At 67.0% G+C, this 16,554-nt stretch carries 19 protein-coding genes; 9 read left to right on the top strand and 10 right to left on the bottom strand.

All coding sequences use genetic code 11. The features are described from left to right. Positions 1-41 precede the first annotated feature (41 nt). On the top strand, positions 42-1,151 hold the full coding sequence (locus tag AC1DDA_RS13090; RefSeq protein ID WP_476796055.1) for a sulfite oxidase: 1,110 nt from the start codon (positions 42-44) through the stop codon (positions 1,149-1,151). A 262-nt stretch (positions 1,152-1,413) separates the two neighbouring features. Here AC1DDA_RS13090 and mtaB read toward each other — a convergent pair whose 3' ends face one another. Both mtaB and dapF read right to left on the bottom strand, forming a co-directional pair. After that, on the bottom strand, positions 1,414-2,733 hold the full coding sequence (mtaB, locus tag AC1DDA_RS13085; protein WP_476796054.1) for a tRNA (N(6)-L-threonylcarbamoyladenosine(37)-C(2))-methylthiotransferase MtaB: 1,320 nt from the start codon (positions 2,731-2,733) through the stop codon (positions 1,414-1,416). Beyond that, positions 2,733-3,617: a diaminopimelate epimerase gene (gene dapF, locus AC1DDA_RS13080; RefSeq protein WP_476796053.1), complete on the bottom strand. Its 885-nt coding sequence runs from the start codon at positions 3,615-3,617 to the stop codon at positions 2,733-2,735. The genes mtaB and dapF overlap by 1 nt, the downstream gene beginning before the upstream one ends. Before the next feature lie 140 nt (positions 3,618-3,757). Between dapF and AC1DDA_RS13075 the strand changes: the two genes are divergently transcribed. Then, a complete protein-coding gene (locus AC1DDA_RS13075) occupies positions 3,758-4,639 on the top strand; it encodes a GyrI-like domain-containing protein (protein WP_476796052.1) in 882 nt (293 codons plus the stop codon). 92 nt (positions 4,640-4,731) lie between these two features. On the opposite strand, the gene AC1DDA_RS13070 is transcribed toward AC1DDA_RS13075, so the two are convergent. Genes AC1DDA_RS13070 through AC1DDA_RS13050 form a run of 5 tightly spaced genes read right to left on the bottom strand, consistent with a single transcriptional unit; the run spans position 4,732 to position 8,085 of the window. Then, on the bottom strand, positions 4,732-5,790 hold the full coding sequence (locus AC1DDA_RS13070; RefSeq protein ID WP_476796051.1) for an MBL fold metallo-hydrolase: 1,059 nt from the start codon (positions 5,788-5,790) through the stop codon (positions 4,732-4,734). 33 nt (positions 5,791-5,823) lie between these two features. After that, entirely contained in the window at positions 5,824-6,432 is a 609-nt protein-coding gene (locus AC1DDA_RS13065) for a class I SAM-dependent methyltransferase (RefSeq protein WP_476796050.1), read from the bottom strand. 8 nt (positions 6,433-6,440) lie between these two features. Next, positions 6,441-7,067 (bottom strand): LysE family translocator, encoded by a 627-nt coding sequence (locus AC1DDA_RS13060; protein ID WP_476796049.1) that lies wholly within the window; start codon positions 7,065-7,067, stop codon positions 6,441-6,443. 57 nt (positions 7,068-7,124) lie between these two features. Continuing rightward, a complete protein-coding gene (locus AC1DDA_RS13055) occupies positions 7,125-7,706 on the bottom strand; it encodes a CAP domain-containing protein (protein WP_476796048.1) in 582 nt (193 codons plus the stop codon). A gap of 37 nt (positions 7,707-7,743) precedes the next feature. After that, positions 7,744-8,085 (bottom strand): hypothetical protein, encoded by a 342-nt coding sequence (locus tag AC1DDA_RS13050; RefSeq protein ID WP_476796047.1) that lies wholly within the window; start codon positions 8,083-8,085, stop codon positions 7,744-7,746. On the opposite strand from AC1DDA_RS13050, the gene ffh reads away from it, so the two are divergent. The 5 genes from ffh (at position 8,084) to trmD (ending at position 12,055) form a co-directional block, all read left to right on the top strand. Beyond that, positions 8,084-9,658 (top strand): signal recognition particle protein, encoded by a 1,575-nt coding sequence (ffh, locus tag AC1DDA_RS13045; RefSeq protein ID WP_476796046.1) that lies wholly within the window; start codon positions 8,084-8,086, stop codon positions 9,656-9,658. The genes AC1DDA_RS13050 and ffh overlap by 2 nt on opposite strands. 49 nt (positions 9,659-9,707) lie before the next feature. Continuing rightward, the gene (rpsP, locus tag AC1DDA_RS13040) at positions 9,708-10,076 is read left to right on the top strand and encodes a 30S ribosomal protein S16 (protein ID WP_441512070.1); all 369 of its coding nucleotides are present in this window, start codon (positions 9,708-9,710) and stop codon (positions 10,074-10,076) included. Positions 10,077-10,175: 99 nt separating this feature from the next. Continuing rightward, on the top strand, positions 10,176-10,697 hold the full coding sequence (gene rimM, locus AC1DDA_RS13035) for a ribosome maturation factor RimM (RefSeq protein WP_476796045.1): 522 nt from the start codon (positions 10,176-10,178) through the stop codon (positions 10,695-10,697). Further along, positions 10,684-11,355, top strand: a complete 672-nt coding sequence (locus AC1DDA_RS13030; protein ID WP_476796044.1) for an HAD family hydrolase — start codon at positions 10,684-10,686, stop codon at positions 11,353-11,355. The genes rimM and AC1DDA_RS13030 overlap by 14 nt, the downstream gene beginning before the upstream one ends. A 4-nt stretch (positions 11,356-11,359) precedes the next feature. Further along, entirely contained in the window at positions 11,360-12,055 is a 696-nt protein-coding gene (gene trmD / locus AC1DDA_RS13025) for a tRNA (guanosine(37)-N1)-methyltransferase TrmD (RefSeq protein WP_476796043.1), read from the top strand. A 114-nt stretch (positions 12,056-12,169) separates the two neighbouring features. Here the strand turns inward: trmD and AC1DDA_RS13020 are convergent, their stop codons facing one another. After that, the gene (locus AC1DDA_RS13020; protein ID WP_476796042.1) at positions 12,170-12,544 is read right to left on the bottom strand and encodes a rhodanese-like domain-containing protein; all 375 of its coding nucleotides are present in this window, start codon (positions 12,542-12,544) and stop codon (positions 12,170-12,172) included. A gap of 53 nt (positions 12,545-12,597) precedes the next feature. Beyond that, positions 12,598-13,800: a pyridoxal phosphate-dependent aminotransferase gene (locus tag AC1DDA_RS13015; protein WP_441469799.1), complete on the bottom strand. Its 1,203-nt coding sequence runs from the start codon at positions 13,798-13,800 to the stop codon at positions 12,598-12,600. A 163-nt stretch (positions 13,801-13,963) separates the two neighbouring features. Here AC1DDA_RS13015 and AC1DDA_RS13010 point away from each other — a divergent pair, with 163 nt between their 5' ends. After that, the gene (locus tag AC1DDA_RS13010; RefSeq protein ID WP_476778932.1) at positions 13,964-14,449 is read left to right on the top strand and encodes a YaiI/YqxD family protein; all 486 of its coding nucleotides are present in this window, start codon (positions 13,964-13,966) and stop codon (positions 14,447-14,449) included. A gap of 34 nt (positions 14,450-14,483) precedes the next feature. On the opposite strand, the gene AC1DDA_RS13005 is transcribed toward AC1DDA_RS13010, so the two are convergent. Next, the gene (locus AC1DDA_RS13005) at positions 14,484-15,161 is read right to left on the bottom strand and encodes a hypothetical protein (RefSeq protein ID WP_441512076.1); all 678 of its coding nucleotides are present in this window, start codon (positions 15,159-15,161) and stop codon (positions 14,484-14,486) included. 326 nt (positions 15,162-15,487) lie between these two features. Here AC1DDA_RS13005 and AC1DDA_RS13000 point away from each other — a divergent pair, with 326 nt between their 5' ends. Then, entirely contained in the window at positions 15,488-16,462 is a 975-nt protein-coding gene (locus tag AC1DDA_RS13000; protein ID WP_476778934.1) for a Bug family tripartite tricarboxylate transporter substrate binding protein, read from the top strand. Positions 16,463-16,554: the final 92 nt, after the last annotated feature.

The raw sequence follows: 16,554 nt of genomic DNA, 5'->3' as shown, positions 1-16,554 counted from the left end.
CGGGAATCGCAGCCGCGGACCGTCACGGAGTAGATCGTCATTTGCCTCGCCGTCTCGTCGAATTTCCGCTGCTGCGCCGGCTGAAGCCTGGGCTCCATGTCTACGAAGAGGAGGCGCTGAATGCCGAGCCGGCCATCGGGCTGCTCGACCAGACGATCACGCCGATCGATGCCTTCTTCATCCGCAACAATGGCGACCTGCCGGAGATCGGCGGCGAACATGACTGGACGCTGACGATCGACGGCGAGGTCGAGCGCCCGACGGTCTGGACCATTGCGGGCCTGCGGCAGCGTTTCGAGACTGTCACCGTCACCGCTGTCCTGGAATGCGCCGGCAATGGGCGTTCGCAGTTCTCGCCGGCCACGGACGGGCTGCAATGGCGGCTCGGCGCCGTCGGCTGCGCGCGCTGGACCGGAGTGCGGCTGGCGGATGTGCTCGAACATGCCGGCCCGAAGCCGAGCGCTGTCTATACCGGGCATCATGCGCCCGACCGGCAGATCGGCAAGCCGGAGAAGGCGGCCCTTTCGCGCGGCCTGCCGATGGCCAAGGCGCTGGCGCCGGAAACCCTGATCGCGTTCGGGATGAATGACGAGCCGCTGCCTCGCCTCCAGGGCGGCCCTCTGCGGATCGTCGCGCCCGGCTATCCCGGTTCTGCCTGGCAGAAATGGCTCGACGGGATCAGCCTGCGCCCGGTCGAGCATGACGGCGAGAGGATGCGCGGCACCGACTATCGGATGCCGCTCCGGCCGATGAGGCCGGGCGAGACGCTCGATGCGGCCAATTTCGCGGTTATCACCGACATGCCGGTGAAATCGCTGATCACCACGCCGGTCGACGGCTTCATGATGAAAAAGGGCGAGCGGCTGACGGTCGGCGGCTTCGCCTGGAGCGGCGCCATCCCGCTCGCGTCGGTCGAACTCTGCTGCGATGACGGCCAGAATTGGCAGGACGTGCCGTTGCTGCCGGGCGAGGGGCATTTCGCCTGGCGGCGCTTCGAGGCTGAGATATCCGCCGATCGGGTCGGACCGCTGGTCATCATGGCGCGGGCGCGGGATGTCGCCGGTAACAGCCAGCCGCTGGAGGTTGCCTGGAACCCGCGTGGCTATTGCAACAATCAGGTGCAGCGCCTGCGTGGCTCGGTCGTCGCCTGAAGCTTTGAACCTTTTCGGCCCTCGCCGCGTCTAATGTTCGGGCCCGCCGCACCGGCAAGGCTCCGCCGCCCCGGTCTCTCCTCCTCCTCCCATCGGCGACCGGGGCGGCTATTCTTCCCTGATCGCGCGCATCCTGGCCCGTGCAAGCTCGTCGTGCTCGGACTTGACCCGAGCATCTCCTGCAAGATGAGGCTCCTGCGCTTCTTGAGAGCCGAGATACTCGAGTCTGCGCTTCGGCTCGCCCGAAACTGACGCGCCGAGGTCAGGCGGCGAGAAGGGCCTTGCCATCGGCCGCATGGCCGGTCGTCCTGATGATCTGGCCGGCGGCGATATCGCGGTCGAAACGCACCAGCGTGAAGTCTTCGGCCCGGCCGGTGTTGCCGCGCTCAGTCAAGACGCTGAGCAGCCGGCCGACGCGCGCGGCGAGATGCCGTTCATGCGCGGCGCCCGCCGCTGCCCGCAGCCGCGCCGCACGCTCCGCGACGACTTCGCCGGGCAGTTGCGGCATGCGCGCGGCCGGCGTGTCGGGGCGGGCGGAATAGGGGAAGACATGGACGAAGCTCAGCCCGCATTCCTCGACCAGTTCGAGCGAGCGCGTGAACATCGCCTCGTCCTCTGTCGGGAAGCCGGCGATGAGATCGGCGCCGAAGACGATGTTGGGGCGCGAGGCCCGGATCTCGGCGCAAAAGCGGATGGCGTCGGCTCGGTTGTGGCGGCGCTTCATGCGCTTCAGAATGAGGTCGTCGCCGGCCTGCAGCGACAGATGCAGATGCGGCATCAGCCTTGCCTCTGTCGCGAGCAGGTCGCGCAGCCTGTCGTCGACTTCGACCGCATCGATCGAGGACAGGCGCAGGCGTGGCAGCTCGGGGAGCGCCCGAAGAATTGCCTCCGCGAGAGCGCCGAGTGATGGCTGCTCCGACAGATCGCGCCCATAGCTGGTCAGGTCGACGCCGGTCAGCACGATCTCGAGGGCGCCGGCCTCGACCAGCTTGCGGCATTGCGCCAGCACATCGCCGATCGAGAGCGAGCGCGAATTGCCGCGGCCGAAGGGGATGACGCAGAAGGTGCAGCGATGGTCGCAACCGTTCTGCACCTGGACGAAGCCGCGTGTATGGCCGGTGAAACGGCCGGTGACCGGCGCGCGCAACGTCGTGCGGGCCATGATGTCGCCGACCGCGAGCTTGTCCGCGGCGACTGCATCCGCGCTTCCGAGGCTGTTGGAGCGGGCAAGTGCGGCCCAGTTGGCAGGATTGAGCTTCTCGTCATTGCCGAGGACGCGGTCGACCTCCGGCATCGCCGCGAACCGGCCGGGCTCGATCTGGGCGGCGCAGCCGGTGACGATGACCGGGCGGTCCGGCTGCTCGCGCTTGAGGCGGCGCACCGCTTGCCGCGCCTGGCGCGTCGCCTCGGCGGTGACGGCGCAGGAATTGACGATGGCGGCGTCCTTCAGCCCGGCGGCCTCTGCCTGGAGCCTCAGCGCCTCGCTTTCGACGATGTTGAGGCGGCAGCCGAAGGTGACGACCTCCAGAGCATTTTCTTCACGCGAACCGGCACCACTTCGCCTGAAGATGCTGTGGGCCATCAAGCAGCGCTCGTAAACAACGCCGAACCGAGCGTGCCTTCCCATTCGAATTCGACAGGGCCGGTCATCAGCACATGGCCGTCGCTCTCGCGCCATTCGATGGCGAGGTCCCCGCCGGGCAGGCTGACCGTGGCCTTGCGGGAGGTCAGCTCGCGGCGCACGCCCGCGACCAGCGCCGCGCAGGCGCCGGAGCCGCAGGCCTGGGTGATGCCGGCGCCACGCTCCCAGACTCGAAGCACGATATGATCGGGCGCCTTCACCGCGGCGAGCTCGATATTGGCGCGGTCGGGGAAAATCGGATGGTTTTCGAGCAGCGGGCCGATCTGGTCGAGATTGTAGGCGTAGGGGTCCTCGACGAAGAAGACCGCGTGCGGATTGCCCATATTGACGGCGCAGGGCGTGTGCAGGATCGGATTGTCGATCGGCCCGATCTGCAGCTCGAAGCGGCTGGTATCCTCGAAGGGTTCGGCCAGCGGGATTTCATCCCAGGCGAGGCGTGGCGCACCCATATCGACGGTGAACAGGGCTTCGCCCTCGCGCACTGTCGGCAGCAGCCCGGCCTTGGTCTGGAGGGCGAGGCGGGCCTTACCGCCATCGCCCATCTGGGGGTCGGCGACCATCGCCCAGGCGACGCAGCGCGTGCCGTTGCCGCAGGCGCCGGCCTCGGAACCATCGGTGTTATAGATGCGCACGAAGGCATCGGTGCCGGGCGTCACGGCATCGTGCAGGACCATGAGCTGGTCGAAACGGGCGCGGGGTTCGGCGGCGATGGCGCGGGCCTCGGCCTCGCTGACGACATGTTTCGTGCCGCGCAGGTCGAGCACCGTGATCTGGTTGCCGAGCCCGTTCATCTTCAGGAACCGGCGATTGGCCAGAGCGTTCATTTGGTCACACGTCCCATGAATAGTGGGTCTATGGCCGAGGCGACGTGAAAAAGCCACCCTCATCCCGGTTCCTGAGGAAAGGTGGACATTCTATGTTGCGGTGCAAGGGCGCGAATCGCGTGAAACTCAGGACCGTGACGATGCGGTATTCCCGGATTTGTGTTCTGGCGCTCGCCGGCTTGGCGAGCGTGATCAGCGGAACGGTCTTCGCGCAGGGGCGGGTGGCTTCGCCGAGCCCTGTCGAGTCCGCGCCGCTCGCGCCGCTGCCCGGCGCGGCTCCCGCCCAGGTTCCTGTCGCTCCGGCGCAGGCACAACCGGCGCCCGAGCAACCCGCGACCCCGCAGCCGGTGCAGCCGCCTCCGGCGCTGCAAGGGCCGGTGACGCCGCAGCCGGTTCAGCCCCCGCCGACGCCGTCGATGCCGATCGAGCCGCAGCCGGTCCAGCCGCCGCCGACGCTGCCTGCCCCGGGACAGCCGCTGCCGCCCGCGCCATCGCAGCAGCAGACCGGCGTGCCCGATCCCAATTCAACGCTGGCCGGAAAAGGCTCCGATTCCAGCGATGTCGGCGAGGTCGTGCTCGCGCCGAAGCCTGTCCTGATGCAGTCGGGGCAGGCGACCTGGGATCAGGGCTTCCAGAAGCTGTCCAACAGCATCAGGGCTCTGCGAGCCGAGGCCCAAAGGGCTGGGCTGGCCGTGGCCGGCCGTCCGCTCTCGCTCTTCGTCGAGACCACCGATGACGGATTCCGCTTCGAGGCGATGCTGCCGGTGGCGATTCCGCCCGGTGGGCAGGCGCCGTCGCTGGGCCCGGATTTCAGGATGGGGACATCGCCCGCCGGGCCGGCGTTCCGCTTCCTGCATCAGGCGCCTTATGACGACATCGACTCGACCTACGAGACGATCACCGCCTATCTCGAAGCGAAGAGCATCGTCGTGAAGGATGCCTTCCTCGAGGAGTATGTCAGCGAGCTTAACGATCCCGGCGACCCGAATCTCGAGATCAACGTCTACGTCCAGCCGAAATAGGGCTTCCCAAACGCGTCACGCTCGGGCCTGACCCGGGCATCTCTTCCAAGAGATTCTCGCGTCTGCGCTTCGTTCCGCAATGACGCGGGGCCTCAAGCGCTCCAGCTCAAGCCCGGCCGCATCGGCCTGAAGCGCTCTTCGGGCAGGCCGGCCGTGGCAAGCGCCACTTTCAACGCTTCGGGCGGGCGCTCTACGCCCTCGTCGGTGAGCTGGAAGGTGCCCCAGTGGTGGCCGATCGCCTGCTCGGCGCGCAGAGCCAGCATGACCTTGACTGCCTCCTCCGGGTTCATGTGGTTGTCCGACATGAACCAGCGCGGCTCATAGGCGCCGATCGGCAGCACGGCGAGGCGGAACGGCCCGTGCTCGCGGCCGAGCCGCTCGTAGAGCGAGCCGTCGTGATAGCCGGTGTCGCCGATATGGAAGACCTTGGTGCCGGCGGCTTCGAGGACATAGGAACACCACAGCGCCATGCGCCGATCGAACGCGCCGCGCGCCGACCAGTGGTAGCTCGGCAATAGCGTGATCGCGACCACATCGGACAGCTGAAGTCGGTCGTTCCAGTCATGCGCCTCGGCGCGGGCGTCCGGGATGCGGGCCCTGACGATGGCGTCGTTGCCGAGCGGCATGATCATGCGTGGCCGGTCGCGGTCGTGCAGGCGCGCCAACGTCTCGATGTCGAGATGGTCGTAGTGGTTGTGCGTGATCAGGACCGCATCGATCCGCGGCAGCTCGTCGAAGGCGACGCCGGGTTCGTTCACCCGCTTCGGGCCGACGAAGGAGAAGGGGCTGGCGCGCTCGGAATAGACCGGGTCGACAAGCAGGTTGAGGCCGCCGAGCTGATAGAGAAACGAGGCGTGGCCGAGATGGACGAGGCGGACGCCGTCGACGCGCTCCGGCGGCTTGTCCTGCGGCGGTGCGGCGTATCGCGGTGGGAAGGCCTCGCGCTCGCGCTTGCCGGTCTGCCAGCGCAGGACGTCGAACAGCCCCTTGCTGACCGACCGGCCATCGCTGAAGACGACGCCATCGAAATGGTCGCTGACGGGGCCCTGGTAGTAGGGATTGCGTGAGCGGGAGATCGTGGCCCAGGCGGCTCCGGTCGAGGCCAGCAGCGCACCGAGACCGACGAAAGAGAGAAGTTTGCGGCGGGTCATGGTCCAGAAGAGGTAGGCCGCCGCAACGCAGCGTCAAGCCTCCGGCGCCTTGATCGCCAGCGCGTGAAGCCAGCGTGTGGCCATGCGGTCGTAGCCGGAGCCCATCTCTTCCTCGATTTTCAGGTCCTGCCAGCGCTCGTCGGCACGGTAGGCGTCGCGCAGCTCGGCGGCCGAGGGGTAGTTGAAATAGCGGCCAAAGCTGTCGCGTCCCTCGGCCTCTCCCGCCTTGAAGCTGGCATAGAAGATCCCGCCCGGCCGCAGCGCGGCATGGATACGGTCGATGATGCCGGGCAGGGCGGCGCGGGGGGCATGCAGCAGGCAGGCATGAGCCCAGACGCCGTCATAGGCCGCGACCTCGTCCAGATCCTCAAACAGCAGGATACGAACCTCGCGGCCGAGCCGCTCTGCGGCCTGCCGGGCCAGCTCCGGAGAGCCGTCCGTCGGGACCAGGTCGAAGCCGCGCCGCAGCATCTCCGCGCTGTCCTGACCGCCGCCGCAACCCAGTTCGAGAATGCGCGCGCCGGGGGCAAGGCCCGCCGCGAAGTGCTCGATGCGGTGGTGCTCTGCCGGCCGGTCACGCCCCGCATAGGCGCCGGCTTCCTCGGCATAGAAGCCGAGGGTCTGATCGTCCTTGCTCGACATGGCCGGTGTCAGTTGCTCCCGGAGCGGATCGCGACCGTCGCGACGCCGGCGCCGATCAGCAGCGTGCCGCCGGCCTTGTTGAACAGCCCGATCGCGCGGGGATTGCTGACCACGGCCCGGGCGCGCGAAGCGATCAGCGCGTAGCCCATGGCATTGGCGAAGGCGAGGCTGATGAAGGTCGCCTCGAAGATCAGCATCTGCGTCCAGAAATCGCCCTTGGTGTCGAGGAACTGCGGCAGGAAGGCGACGAAGAAGGTGATGCTCTTCGGGTTCAGCGCCGTCACCAGCCAGGCATGGCCGAGCATCTTCCAGGCGGGGGCGGCATCCTCTCGCGGCTTGGCGTCGAGCGAGCCGCCGGCGCGGAAAAGCTTGATGCCGAGCCAGATGAGATAGGCTGCGCCGATCCACTTCAGCCCGGTGAAGACCATGGCGGAGGTGGCGAGCAGGGCGCCGACGCCGAGCATAGAGAGCGTCATCGCCGTGAAATCGCCGAGCGCGACGCCGACGGCGATCGGGAAGGCGGTGCGCCAGCCCTGGCCGAGCGCATAGGAGATGACGAGGAGGATCGTCGGTCCGGGGATGACCAGGAGGACGGCGGTGGCGGCGGCGAAGGCGGCCCAGGCTTCGAAGGTCATGGTGATGGCTCCGCTAAAAACCAGAGCCATCACCAGAAGCGGGTGTTTGTAAAGAGGTCAGCGGATCGGCTGGGGATTATTGCCGAACCAGACCGCCTGTCCCGTTCCTGCGGCGCCCATCTCGCGGCGAACCTCCGGGTCGGCCGCGACGACCAGCACCCACCAGGCCCGGTAGCTCGTGCGCGGGTCCTTGGACAGCGCGATGCCGTAGCGGGTCGCTTCCTTCATCCGCAGATTGGCATCGTGGCCGGGGGACTTGCGCCAGCCGTCGAAAGCCTCCTCGACCGAGAAATAGCCGCCGCCGAGGTTTTCCGCCGCCCGCGCGCTATCGATGCCCGCAGCATGGATGCGGGCCGTGAAGTTGCCGCCCGCGTCGTGCGAGAGCGCGTTGGCGGCAACCATCGCATCGGCCTGGCGCTGTGCCATCGCCATCAGCCGCGGATCAGGCCGGACCGGGCCGAGGCCATTGCTGGCGCGATAGGCGTTGAGGATGCGTCCGGCCTGCGCCGGATCGAGCGAAACGGCACTGAGCTTCTCGACCATGCGGGAATCGAGCGGGCCCTCGCGCCGCGGGTCGCCGGCACAGGCGGCAAGGAAGAGGGTGAGGGCCAGCAGAGGCAGGGCGGTCGCAATCTTCATGGGCATCGCTGTCGAATCAGGGGTGGCAGCGATGCGGTCAGATCAGGGCCATTCTGCGGCCGAGGCTCGCGATTCCCGCACTCCCGGGCAAAAAGCTGCCAGACCTGTTTCCTGCGGCGATGGAGGGCAGCGCCACAAAGACACGCGTATCCGAGGCAAAACCAATCCCAACCTTGACTTTCGCCGCATTCTTCCGCTTTAAGACCGCATTCGTTTCGCCGACATCGCCGAAACCACATCCGCCGACCGGGCCGCGCCAAGCGCTTTCATGAGCCCGGAGGTCAACGTCCGACAGCGCGATTGCGCCCTCGGGCGCGAAACCGTTTGGCGGAAGGTTCTGGCGCTGGCGGTTCCTTGAGGCAAGCAGGCAGGTCCGCATGTTCGGCACGCTCAGCGACAGACTCTCAGGCATCCTTTCGGGGCTGACCCGCCGGGGCGCGCTGACCGAAGAGGACGTCAACGCCGCGCTGCGCGAGGTTCGCCGCGCGCTGCTCGAGGCCGACGTCGCGCTCGAGGTCGTTCGCAGCTTCACGGACAGGGTGCGCGAGCGCGCTGTCGGCGCCGAGGTGCTGAAGTCGGTCACGCCCGGCCAGCAGGTCATCAAGATCGTCAACGACGTTCTGATCGATACGCTGGGCGGCGAGGGCGCGGTCATCACCCTCGATGCCGTGCCGCCGGTGCCGATCCTGATGGTCGGTCTGCAGGGTTCGGGCAAGACCACCTCGACGGCGAAGATCGCCAAGCGCCTGACCGAGCGCAACAAGAAGAAGGTCTTGATGGCGTCGCTCGACACGCGACGCCCAGCCGCCATGGAACAGCTCGCCGTGCTCGGCCAGCAGGTCGGTGTGCAAACGCTGCCGATCGTCGCCGGCCAGTCGGCCGTGCAGATCGCCAGGCGCGCGATCGAGGCGGCCCGCCTCGGCGGCTACGACGTCGTCATGCTCGACACGGCCGGCCGCGTCACGCTCGACGACACGCTGATGGAAGAGGTCGCACAGGTTAAGGCCGCGACCAGCCCGCATGAGGTTCTGCTCGTCGCCGATGCGCTGACAGGTCAGGATGCGGTCAACACGGCCCGCGCCTTCGATGCCCGCGTCGGTCTCACCGGCATCGTGCTGACCCGTATGGACGGCGATTCGCGCGGCGGCGCGGCGCTCTCGATGCGCGCCGTCACCGGCAAGCCGATCAAGCTCGTCGGCACCGGCGAGAAGGTCAGCGAACTCGAGGATTTCCATCCCTCGCGCGTCGCCAACCGCATCCTCGGCATGGGCGACATCGTCAGCCTCGTCGAGCGCGCGGCCGAGACCATCGATGCCGAACAGGCGCAGGCGACCGCGCAGCGCATGGCGAAGGGTCAGTTCGACCTCTCCGACATGCGCGCCCAGCTCCAGCAGATGGAGAAGATGGGCGGCATCGGCGGCGTGATGGGCATGCTGCCCGGTATGAAGCAGGCTCAGTCGCAGCTCGCCAACGCCGGCGTCGGCGACAAGATGTTCAAGCGCATGATCGCCGCGATCGATTCGATGACGCCGGCCGAACGCAAGAATCCCGATCTGCTCAAGAACAGCCGCAAGAAACGCATCGCGGCCGGTTCCGGCACTTCGGCGGAGTCGATCAACAAGCTGCTCAAGATGCATCGCGGCATGGCCGACGCCATGAAGGCGATGAGCAAGCAAAAGGGCGGCATGCTCGGCAAGCTCGGCAGCATGTTCGGGCTCGGCGGCGGATTGCCCGCCGGCATGCCCGATCCCTCCAACATGGACCCGGACCAGCTCGCCGAACTGCAGAAGCAACTCGGCGCGGGTGGCGGCCTGCCGTCGATGCCGCCGGGCGGTTTCCCCGGATTGCCGAAGGGCGTCACGCCGCCGGCGGGCATGATGCCGAAACTGCCGGGCCTCGGCGGCGGCGGCCTGCCAGGGCTGGGCGGCAACCCGTTCGGCAAGAAGAAATAGCCTTCACCATTCGACCCGACTTCAAACTTCAAACCAAAGGAAAAAGACCATGTCCCTCAAGATCCGCCTGACCCGCGGCGGCGCCAAGAAGCGCCCCTACTACCGCATCGTCGTCGCCGACGCCCGCTCGCCGCGCGATGGCCGCTTCATCGACAAGGTCGGCTCCTATGACCCGATGAAGCCGAAGGACTCCGCCGAGCGCGTCGTGCTCGACACCGAGAAGGTCCAGTCCTGGCTCGCCAAGGGCGCCCAGCCGACCGATCGCGTGCTGCGCTTCCTCGACGCTGCCGGCCTCGTCAAGCGCCCCGCCCGCAACAACCCGAACAAGGCCGTTCCGGGCGAGAAGGCCAAGGAGCGCGCCGAGAAGAAGGCGGAGAAGGCTGCTGCTCCGGCTGCCGAAGCAGCAGCCGAGGCGTGAGCTTGGCCATCGGCATGTCGGTCTCGGGCGAAGCGCAGCTTCGGCCCGGGAACCTCTCGCGAGGGACGCTCGGGCGCTGCCCGGGCGTGGCGTGCTGATATGGCCGAGCTTATCCTGCTCGGAATCGTCGGCGCGCCGCATGGCGTGCGCGGCGAGGTCAGAATCAAGACCTTTACCGGCGATCCGCTCGCGATCGCCGAGTACGGCCCGCTCTCCGACGGTAAGGGCCGCAGCTTCGAGATCACCGATATCCGCCCCGCCAAGGAAGTGGTCGTCGCTCGCCTGAAGGGCGTTTCGACGCGCGAGGCGGCCGAGGCTCTGAACGGTGTCGAGCTGTTCGTTCCGCGCGACAAGCTGTCGGCAGGCGAGGACGAGGACGAGTTCCTGCAGGCCGATCTGATCGGTTGCAGCGTGGTCGGGCCGGACAGCATCCTGCTCGGCACCATCACCTCGGTTGAGAATTTTGGTGCGGGCGATCTGCTCGACATCGAGACGCCGGATGGGCGCTCCGTCCTGATGCCCTTCACCAAGGCCTTCGCGCCACGCATCGACATCGCCGCGCGCCGGATCGATGCCGAGCCGCCGCTGGGATTGTTCGAGCCCGACGATGACAAACAATAGGCCCGCCCGCGCGCTGATCTTCGACATGGATGGCACCATCGTCGACAATATGCGCTTCCATGACGACGCCTGGGAAAGCTGGCACGTCAGCAACCAGTTGCCGTTCGACCGCAATACCTTTGCGGCGCGAACTGCCGGCATGGCCGGCAATGAGATCATTTCCTCCTATTTCCCGCAGGCGGCCGTGGCCGAGCTCGATGCCATGAGCGATGCCAAGGAAGCCCTTTATCGGGAAGCCTATCTGCCGCATGTCGCGGCGAATGCCGGCTTCCTCGAATTGATCATGCGGGCTGAAGCAGCGGGCATCCCGATGGCGGTGGCGACAGCCGCTCCGCCGGCGAACATCGAGGTCGTGCTCGATACGCTCGGCCTGCGCCAGCGCTTCGCCACCATCGTTTCGCCGAGCCAGGGTTTCCGCGGCAAGCCGCATCCGGACATGTTCCTGGCCGCCGCGGAGCGGATGAAGGTCGCGCCGGCCAACTGCATCGTCTTCGAGGATGCGCCGCTCGGTGTCGAGGCCGCGCGGCGCGCCGGCATGCGGGCCGTGGCGCTCTTGACGATGCTGGATGCAAGTGGCTTTGCCGCTTATGACAATCTGATCGCATCGGCGCGCGATTTCACGGCGCTGGACGGGCTCCCGGCTCTGCGCTTTGCTTGAAGGCATGCCCTTCCGCGCCTCGATCCTGACGCTCTATCCGGAGATGTTCCCCGGGCCGCTCGGCATTTCGCTGGCAGGCGAAGGGCTGCGCAAGGGGCTGTGGTCGCTCGATACGTACCAGATTCGCGACCACGGCATCGGCCGCCATCGCAATGTCGACGACAACCCGGCCGGCGGCGGAGCCGGCATGGTGCTGCGCTGCGACGTGCTGGCGGCAGCGATCGATACGGCGGTGCCGGCGGATGACGAGCGCCCGCGCCTGCTGATGTCGCCGCGGGGCCGACCGCTCCAGCAGCGCCAGGTGCGCGACTGGGCGGAAGGACCGGGACTCGTCATTGTCTGCGGGCGCTTCGAAGGCGTCGACGAGCGCGTGATCGAGGGGCGCAACCTGATCGAGGTCTCCATCGGCGACTACATCCTCTCCGGCGGCGAGATGGCGGCGCTGACCTTGCTCGACGCCTGCGTTCGCCTGATCCCCGGCGTGATGGGCAAGGTGGCCTCCGGCGAGGATGAGAGCTTCGAGAACGGGTTGCTCGAATATCCGCATTATACGCGGCCGCGCGAATGGGAGGGCAGGGGCCTGCCCGATGCGCTGCTCTCCGGCGACCATGCCCGCATCGCGAAATGGCGACGCGAGCAGGCGGAAAAGATCACGCGGGAGCGCCGGCCGGATCTGATGAAGGGGCATGGCGAGGGCTAAGCTCTTGCCGTCATTCCCGGGCGAAGCGCAGCGCAGACCCGAGAATCCCTTTCGGAAGGGACGCCTTTTTCGGCATGAAATGCTCGGGTCAAGCCCGAGCACGACGGCTGCCTGTTATGGATACGCCGCCACCGGCAGCTTCTCGGCCAGCCAGCCGCCCGGGCCGAGCACACCCCCACGCACCGCCGCGAGATCGCGCCAGCCGCGTCCGGCCAGCTTCTGCGCAATGGCCACGGCCTGTGCGCCGGTGCGGTCGATCAGCACGATGCGCTTGCCGGGATTGTCGAGGCGAAGCCCGGCGAGGCGGACCTCGAAGGCCGGCGCATCGGCATCGAATGGCCGCGCGCCCTGCGGCAGGCCGATATCGGCCCACTCCTCCGCGCTGCGGATATCGATCAGCAGGATCCGTTTTGCCTGAGCGGCTTCAAAGGCTTCGCGCGAAGAGAGCGTGTTCGCGTCCTGACCGAAAACGAACGAGGCCGGGAGCACGAGGCTCCCGGCCAGAAAAATTCGGCGCGTTGCGGCGCCCCTGCGCATGACGCTCAGCGCAGCTCGGCGCAGAAGCGCTGGATGCGGCGGCAGGCCTCTTCCAGCTTCTCGTCCGAGGTGGCGTAGGAGATGCGGAAGTTCGGGCCGAGGCCGAAGGACGAGCCGTGCACGGCCGCGACGGCTTCCGTCTCGAGCAGGCCCATGACGAGGTCTTCGTCGGTCTCGATCTTCTTGCCGTTCGGCAGGGTCTTGCCGATCAGGGCCGAGCAGTCGGGATAGACGTAGAACGCGCCTTCCGGCACCGGGCATTTCAAGCCGCGGGTCTGGTTCAGCATGGAGACGACGAGATCGCGCCGGCGCTCGAAGGCCTTCTTGAAGACCGGGATATGCTCCTGCGTACCGTCGAGCGCCTCGACCGCGGCCCATTGCGAGATCGCCGAGGTGCCCGAGGTCTGCTGGCCCTGGACAAGGTCCATGGCGTTGATGAGATGCTGCGGGCCGGCGGCGTAGCCGATGCGCCAGCCGGTCATGGCATAGGACTTCGAGACGCCGTTCATGGTCAGCGTGCGCTCGTAGAGGGCGGGCTCGACCTGCGCCGGGGTGACGAACTGGAAGTCGCCATAGACGAGGTGCTCGTACATGTCGTCGGTCAGGATCCAGACATGCGGATGGCGCATCAGCACATCCGTGAGCTTCTTCATCTCGGCATGGCTGTAGGCCGCGCCCGACGGGTTCGACGGCGAGTTCAGGATCACCCACTTGGTCTTGGGGGTGATGGCCTTCTCGAGGTCTTCAGGCTGCAGCTTGAAGTCGTTCTTGAGATAGGTCTCGGCGAAGGTCGCCGTGCCGCCGCAGAGCGCGACCATCTCGGGGTAGCTGACCCAGTAGGGCGAGACGCAGATGACCTCGTCGCCGGGGTTCAGCGTGGCGAGCAGCGCATTGTAGATGACGTGCTTGCCGCCGGTCGAGACGATGGTCTGGCTCGCCTTGTAGTCGAGGCCGTTCTCGCGCTTGAACTTGCGGGCGACGGCTTCGCGCAACTGCGGGATGCCGGAGACCGGGGTGTACTTGGTTTCGCCACGCCGGATCGCGGCGATGGCGGCTTCCTTGATATTGTCCGGCGTGTCGAAATCGGGCTCGCCGACCGAGAGCGAGATCACGTCCTTGCCCTGGGCTTTCAGGTCACGGGCCTTCTGCGTGATCGTGATGGTCGCTGAGGGCTTCACGCGCTTCAGGGCATCGGCAAGAAAGGCCATGGGACTGATCTCCGAGGGAGCGGGAGGTTGAGCGCCGGAGCAGGCGCGCGCGTGGTGTATGACTCGGCGGCAATGATCGCAAGCGCAACTGCTTGATGTTTTGCAGAAGCGTCGTGAATTCGAGGCGGTTTGCCCTTGCGGTCACCGCATGCGAAGGCGGGGCATGACGAGCGCTGCCGCAACCATTGCGATCTATGTCGATGCCGACGCGTGCCCGGTGAAGCCGGAGATCTATCGCGTCGCCGAGCGCCATCGCGTCAAGGTCTTCGTCGTCGCCAACAGCTTCATCAACGTGCCGCGCGAGCCCTGGCTCGAGCGCGTCACGGTCTCCGGAGGCTTCGACGCCGCCGATGACTGGATCGCAGAGCGCGTCGGGCGCGGCGCGATCGTCGTCACGGCCGACATTCCTCTGGCGGATCGCTGCATAAAGGCCGGCGCCGACGTGATCGGACCGACCGGCAAGCCCTTCACCGAAGCCTCGATCGGCATGGCGCTGGCGACGCGCGACATGATGGAGGATCTGCGCGCGATGGGCGCAGCCACCGGCGGGCCGAAGCCGTTTTCGCCGAAGGACCGCTCTGCCTTCCTGCAGGCGCTCGACCTCGCGATCCAGCGCCTCAGGCGTGCCGGCTTCCAGGCCAGTCGATAGACATGTGGACCGCAGGCCTTGACCTGCGCCCGTCTCAGCGCTCCGGGAACAGGAACGTCAGCACGGCACGCACTCCCCAGCGCGGGGCGTCATCGGGCCTGACGGCATAGTATTTAAGGCCGATGCTGGCGCTCATCGCCTGTTTGCCGACATTGAAGACCTGCGAGGCGCTGACATTGATCGGGACGGTCCATTTGCGGTTGACCCAATCATAGTTCGTCTCGGTGTTGAGACCGACGCTGAACCCTTGCCCGAAGCTGTAAGACAGGAATGGCTGCAGCAAGGTCGTGCTGACGTCGCTGCGACCATCCGGCCCGGCATAGGACCAGATGTGGTTTGCCAGGCCGCCAACGGTCCACGCCCCTTCCTGCACCAGCAGGAGCGCGGTGGGCCCTGCGCCCCATTTGCCGGAGCCCAACTTGTCGCTCGAGGCGGTGGGCCAGAGAAAGACCGGGCCCAGCGCCCATATCACGCCGTTCTTGGGTGAGGTCGGCGTGAGGAAGAAGCTCTGGGTGATGTCGCCGACCCCGACCGCGTCGGCCGCGCCATAGCGCTCGCGCTGGATGACCGGCAGGATCGTCCGGATGATCAGGTTCCAGTCCTGGTTCAGATGAACCGGGACGACGGGCTGGATATTCGTCGTCGAGGAAAAACCATCGTTCTTGGCCCCTCCGCGGAACTCGAAATTGCCCTGCAAGGGCAGGCTGATCATGGGTGAAACCGGATTTTGGAGCCTCTTCGAGAGCTCTTCCGCATCCTGTGCGGCGGCAACGCCGGGTAAAACACAAATGGCCGCGACAAGCTTCGCGGCCATCCTCAACAACGATTTAGCCATAGACAGAAAACGCCCCCACGCCTGCGGCCCGAATCGGCCGCCGCGTTACGCTTACCCGAGGGGCCAGCCGCGCTACAGCGCGCCGAGCGCAGGGCGGGATGTCATCCCGGTATTCCCTGCCGCGCTGGACCTCGGCGGGGTTTCACCCTAATTCTTGCCGCAACCAAGGCCCGTATCCCAACCGGGCACTCCGGAGGAAACTCATGTCGTTGACCCGCCGTTCCACGCTCGGCCTGATGGCCGGCGCCGTCTTCGCTCCGTCGATCGTCCAGGCCCAGAGCTTCCCCAGCAAAGTCGTCACCCTGGTTGTGCCCTATCCGGCAGGTGGGCCGACCGACGCCATCGCGCGCTTCGTCGCACAGGATCTGTCGACCGCCTTCGGCCAAAACGTCATCGTCGACAACCGGGCCGGCGCCTCCGGCGCGGTCGGCACCCGCGCCGTCGCCCATGCTGCCCCCGACGGCTACACCATCGTCTTCGGCAACAACCAGACGCATGGCAACAACATGTTCTTGCTGAAGGAGCCCGGCTACGACGCGGTGAAGGACTTCGCGCCGCTCGCCGGCGTCGGCGCCTTCGAGCATGCCTTCGTCGTTCGCAACGACCTGCCGGCCAAGAACATCCAGGAACTGATCGCGCTCGCCAAGGCCGATCCGGGCAAGTTGAATTACGGCTCGACCGGCGTCGGCTCCGGCTCACATCTCGCCATGGAGCTGTTCATGCAGCGCACCGGCATCAAGATGACGCATGTGCCCTTCCGGGGTGCCGCGCCGCTGGTGCAGGAGATCGTCGCCGGCCGCATCGACATCGCCAACTCGACGCTGCCGAGCGTGCTGGAGCAGATCAATGGCGGCGCCCTGCGCGCGCTCGCCCTTGCCAGCCCGGAGCGCAATCCGCGCGCCAAGGACATCCCGACGCTGCGCGAGCAGGGCGTGACCAACGCCGACGCCGATTCCTGGGCGGCGTTCTTCGCCCCCGTGAATACGCCGGACGCGGTGCTCGGCACGCTCTCCAAGGCAGTGCTCGCCTCGCTGAACAAGCCCGAGACGCGCGAGGCCATCCTGAAGCTCGGCTTCACGCTCAAAGTGCGCGATCCCGCCGCGTTCAAGCCCTACCATGCCCAGGAGATCGCGACCTGGAAGCAGATCATCGCCGATGCCGGCGTGAAGCCGGAATAACCTGCCTGAAGCGTCATTCCCGGGCAGAGCGGAGCGCAGACCCGGGAATCTCGTTGGAGAGATGCTCGGGTCGAGCCCGAGCATGACGGCGC

Source organism: Allobosea sp. 10N428 (genome assembly GCF_056394545.1).
The sequence above is the reverse complement of the archived record's forward strand: the minus strand, read 5'-3'. Positions and strand labels throughout refer to the sequence as shown.

What these genes read in the sequence shown, in the direction of transcription:
- mtaB (WP_476796054.1), bottom strand. Translation starts at nt 2,733, where the DNA reads ATGGCCCACAGCATCTTCAGGCGAAGTGGTGCCGGTTCGCGTGAAGAA.
- dapF (WP_476796053.1), bottom strand. Translation starts at nt 3,617, where the DNA reads ATGAACGCTCTGGCCAATCGCCGGTTCCTGAAGATGAACGGGCTCGGC.
- AC1DDA_RS13075 (WP_476796052.1), top strand. Translation starts at nt 3,758, where the DNA reads ATGCGGTATTCCCGGATTTGTGTTCTGGCGCTCGCCGGCTTGGCGAGC.
- AC1DDA_RS13070 (WP_476796051.1), bottom strand. Translation starts at nt 5,790, where the DNA reads ATGACCCGCCGCAAACTTCTCTCTTTCGTCGGTCTCGGTGCGCTGCTG.
- AC1DDA_RS13065 (WP_476796050.1), bottom strand. Translation starts at nt 6,432, where the DNA reads ATGTCGAGCAAGGACGATCAGACCCTCGGCTTCTATGCCGAGGAAGCC.
- AC1DDA_RS13060 (WP_476796049.1), bottom strand. Translation starts at nt 7,067, where the DNA reads ATGACCTTCGAAGCCTGGGCCGCCTTCGCCGCCGCCACCGCCGTCCTC.
- AC1DDA_RS13055 (WP_476796048.1), bottom strand. Translation starts at nt 7,706, where the DNA reads ATGAAGATTGCGACCGCCCTGCCTCTGCTGGCCCTCACCCTCTTCCTT.
- ffh (WP_476796046.1), top strand. Translation starts at nt 8,084, where the DNA reads ATGTTCGGCACGCTCAGCGACAGACTCTCAGGCATCCTTTCGGGGCTG.
- AC1DDA_RS13050 (WP_476796047.1), bottom strand. Translation starts at nt 8,085, where the DNA reads ATGCGGACCTGCCTGCTTGCCTCAAGGAACCGCCAGCGCCAGAACCTT.
- rpsP (WP_441512070.1), top strand. Translation starts at nt 9,708, where the DNA reads ATGTCCCTCAAGATCCGCCTGACCCGCGGCGGCGCCAAGAAGCGCCCC.
- rimM (WP_476796045.1), top strand. Translation starts at nt 10,176, where the DNA reads ATGGCCGAGCTTATCCTGCTCGGAATCGTCGGCGCGCCGCATGGCGTG.
- AC1DDA_RS13030 (WP_476796044.1), top strand. Translation starts at nt 10,684, where the DNA reads ATGACAAACAATAGGCCCGCCCGCGCGCTGATCTTCGACATGGATGGC.
- trmD (WP_476796043.1), top strand. Translation starts at nt 11,360, where the DNA reads ATGCCCTTCCGCGCCTCGATCCTGACGCTCTATCCGGAGATGTTCCCC.
- AC1DDA_RS13015 (WP_441469799.1), bottom strand. Translation starts at nt 13,800, where the DNA reads ATGGCCTTTCTTGCCGATGCCCTGAAGCGCGTGAAGCCCTCAGCGACC.
- AC1DDA_RS13010 (WP_476778932.1), top strand. Translation starts at nt 13,964, where the DNA reads ATGACGAGCGCTGCCGCAACCATTGCGATCTATGTCGATGCCGACGCG.
- AC1DDA_RS13005 (WP_441512076.1), bottom strand. Translation starts at nt 15,161, where the DNA reads ATGATCAGCCTGCCCTTGCAGGGCAATTTCGAGTTCCGCGGAGGGGCC.
- AC1DDA_RS13000 (WP_476778934.1), top strand. Translation starts at nt 15,488, where the DNA reads ATGTCGTTGACCCGCCGTTCCACGCTCGGCCTGATGGCCGGCGCCGTC.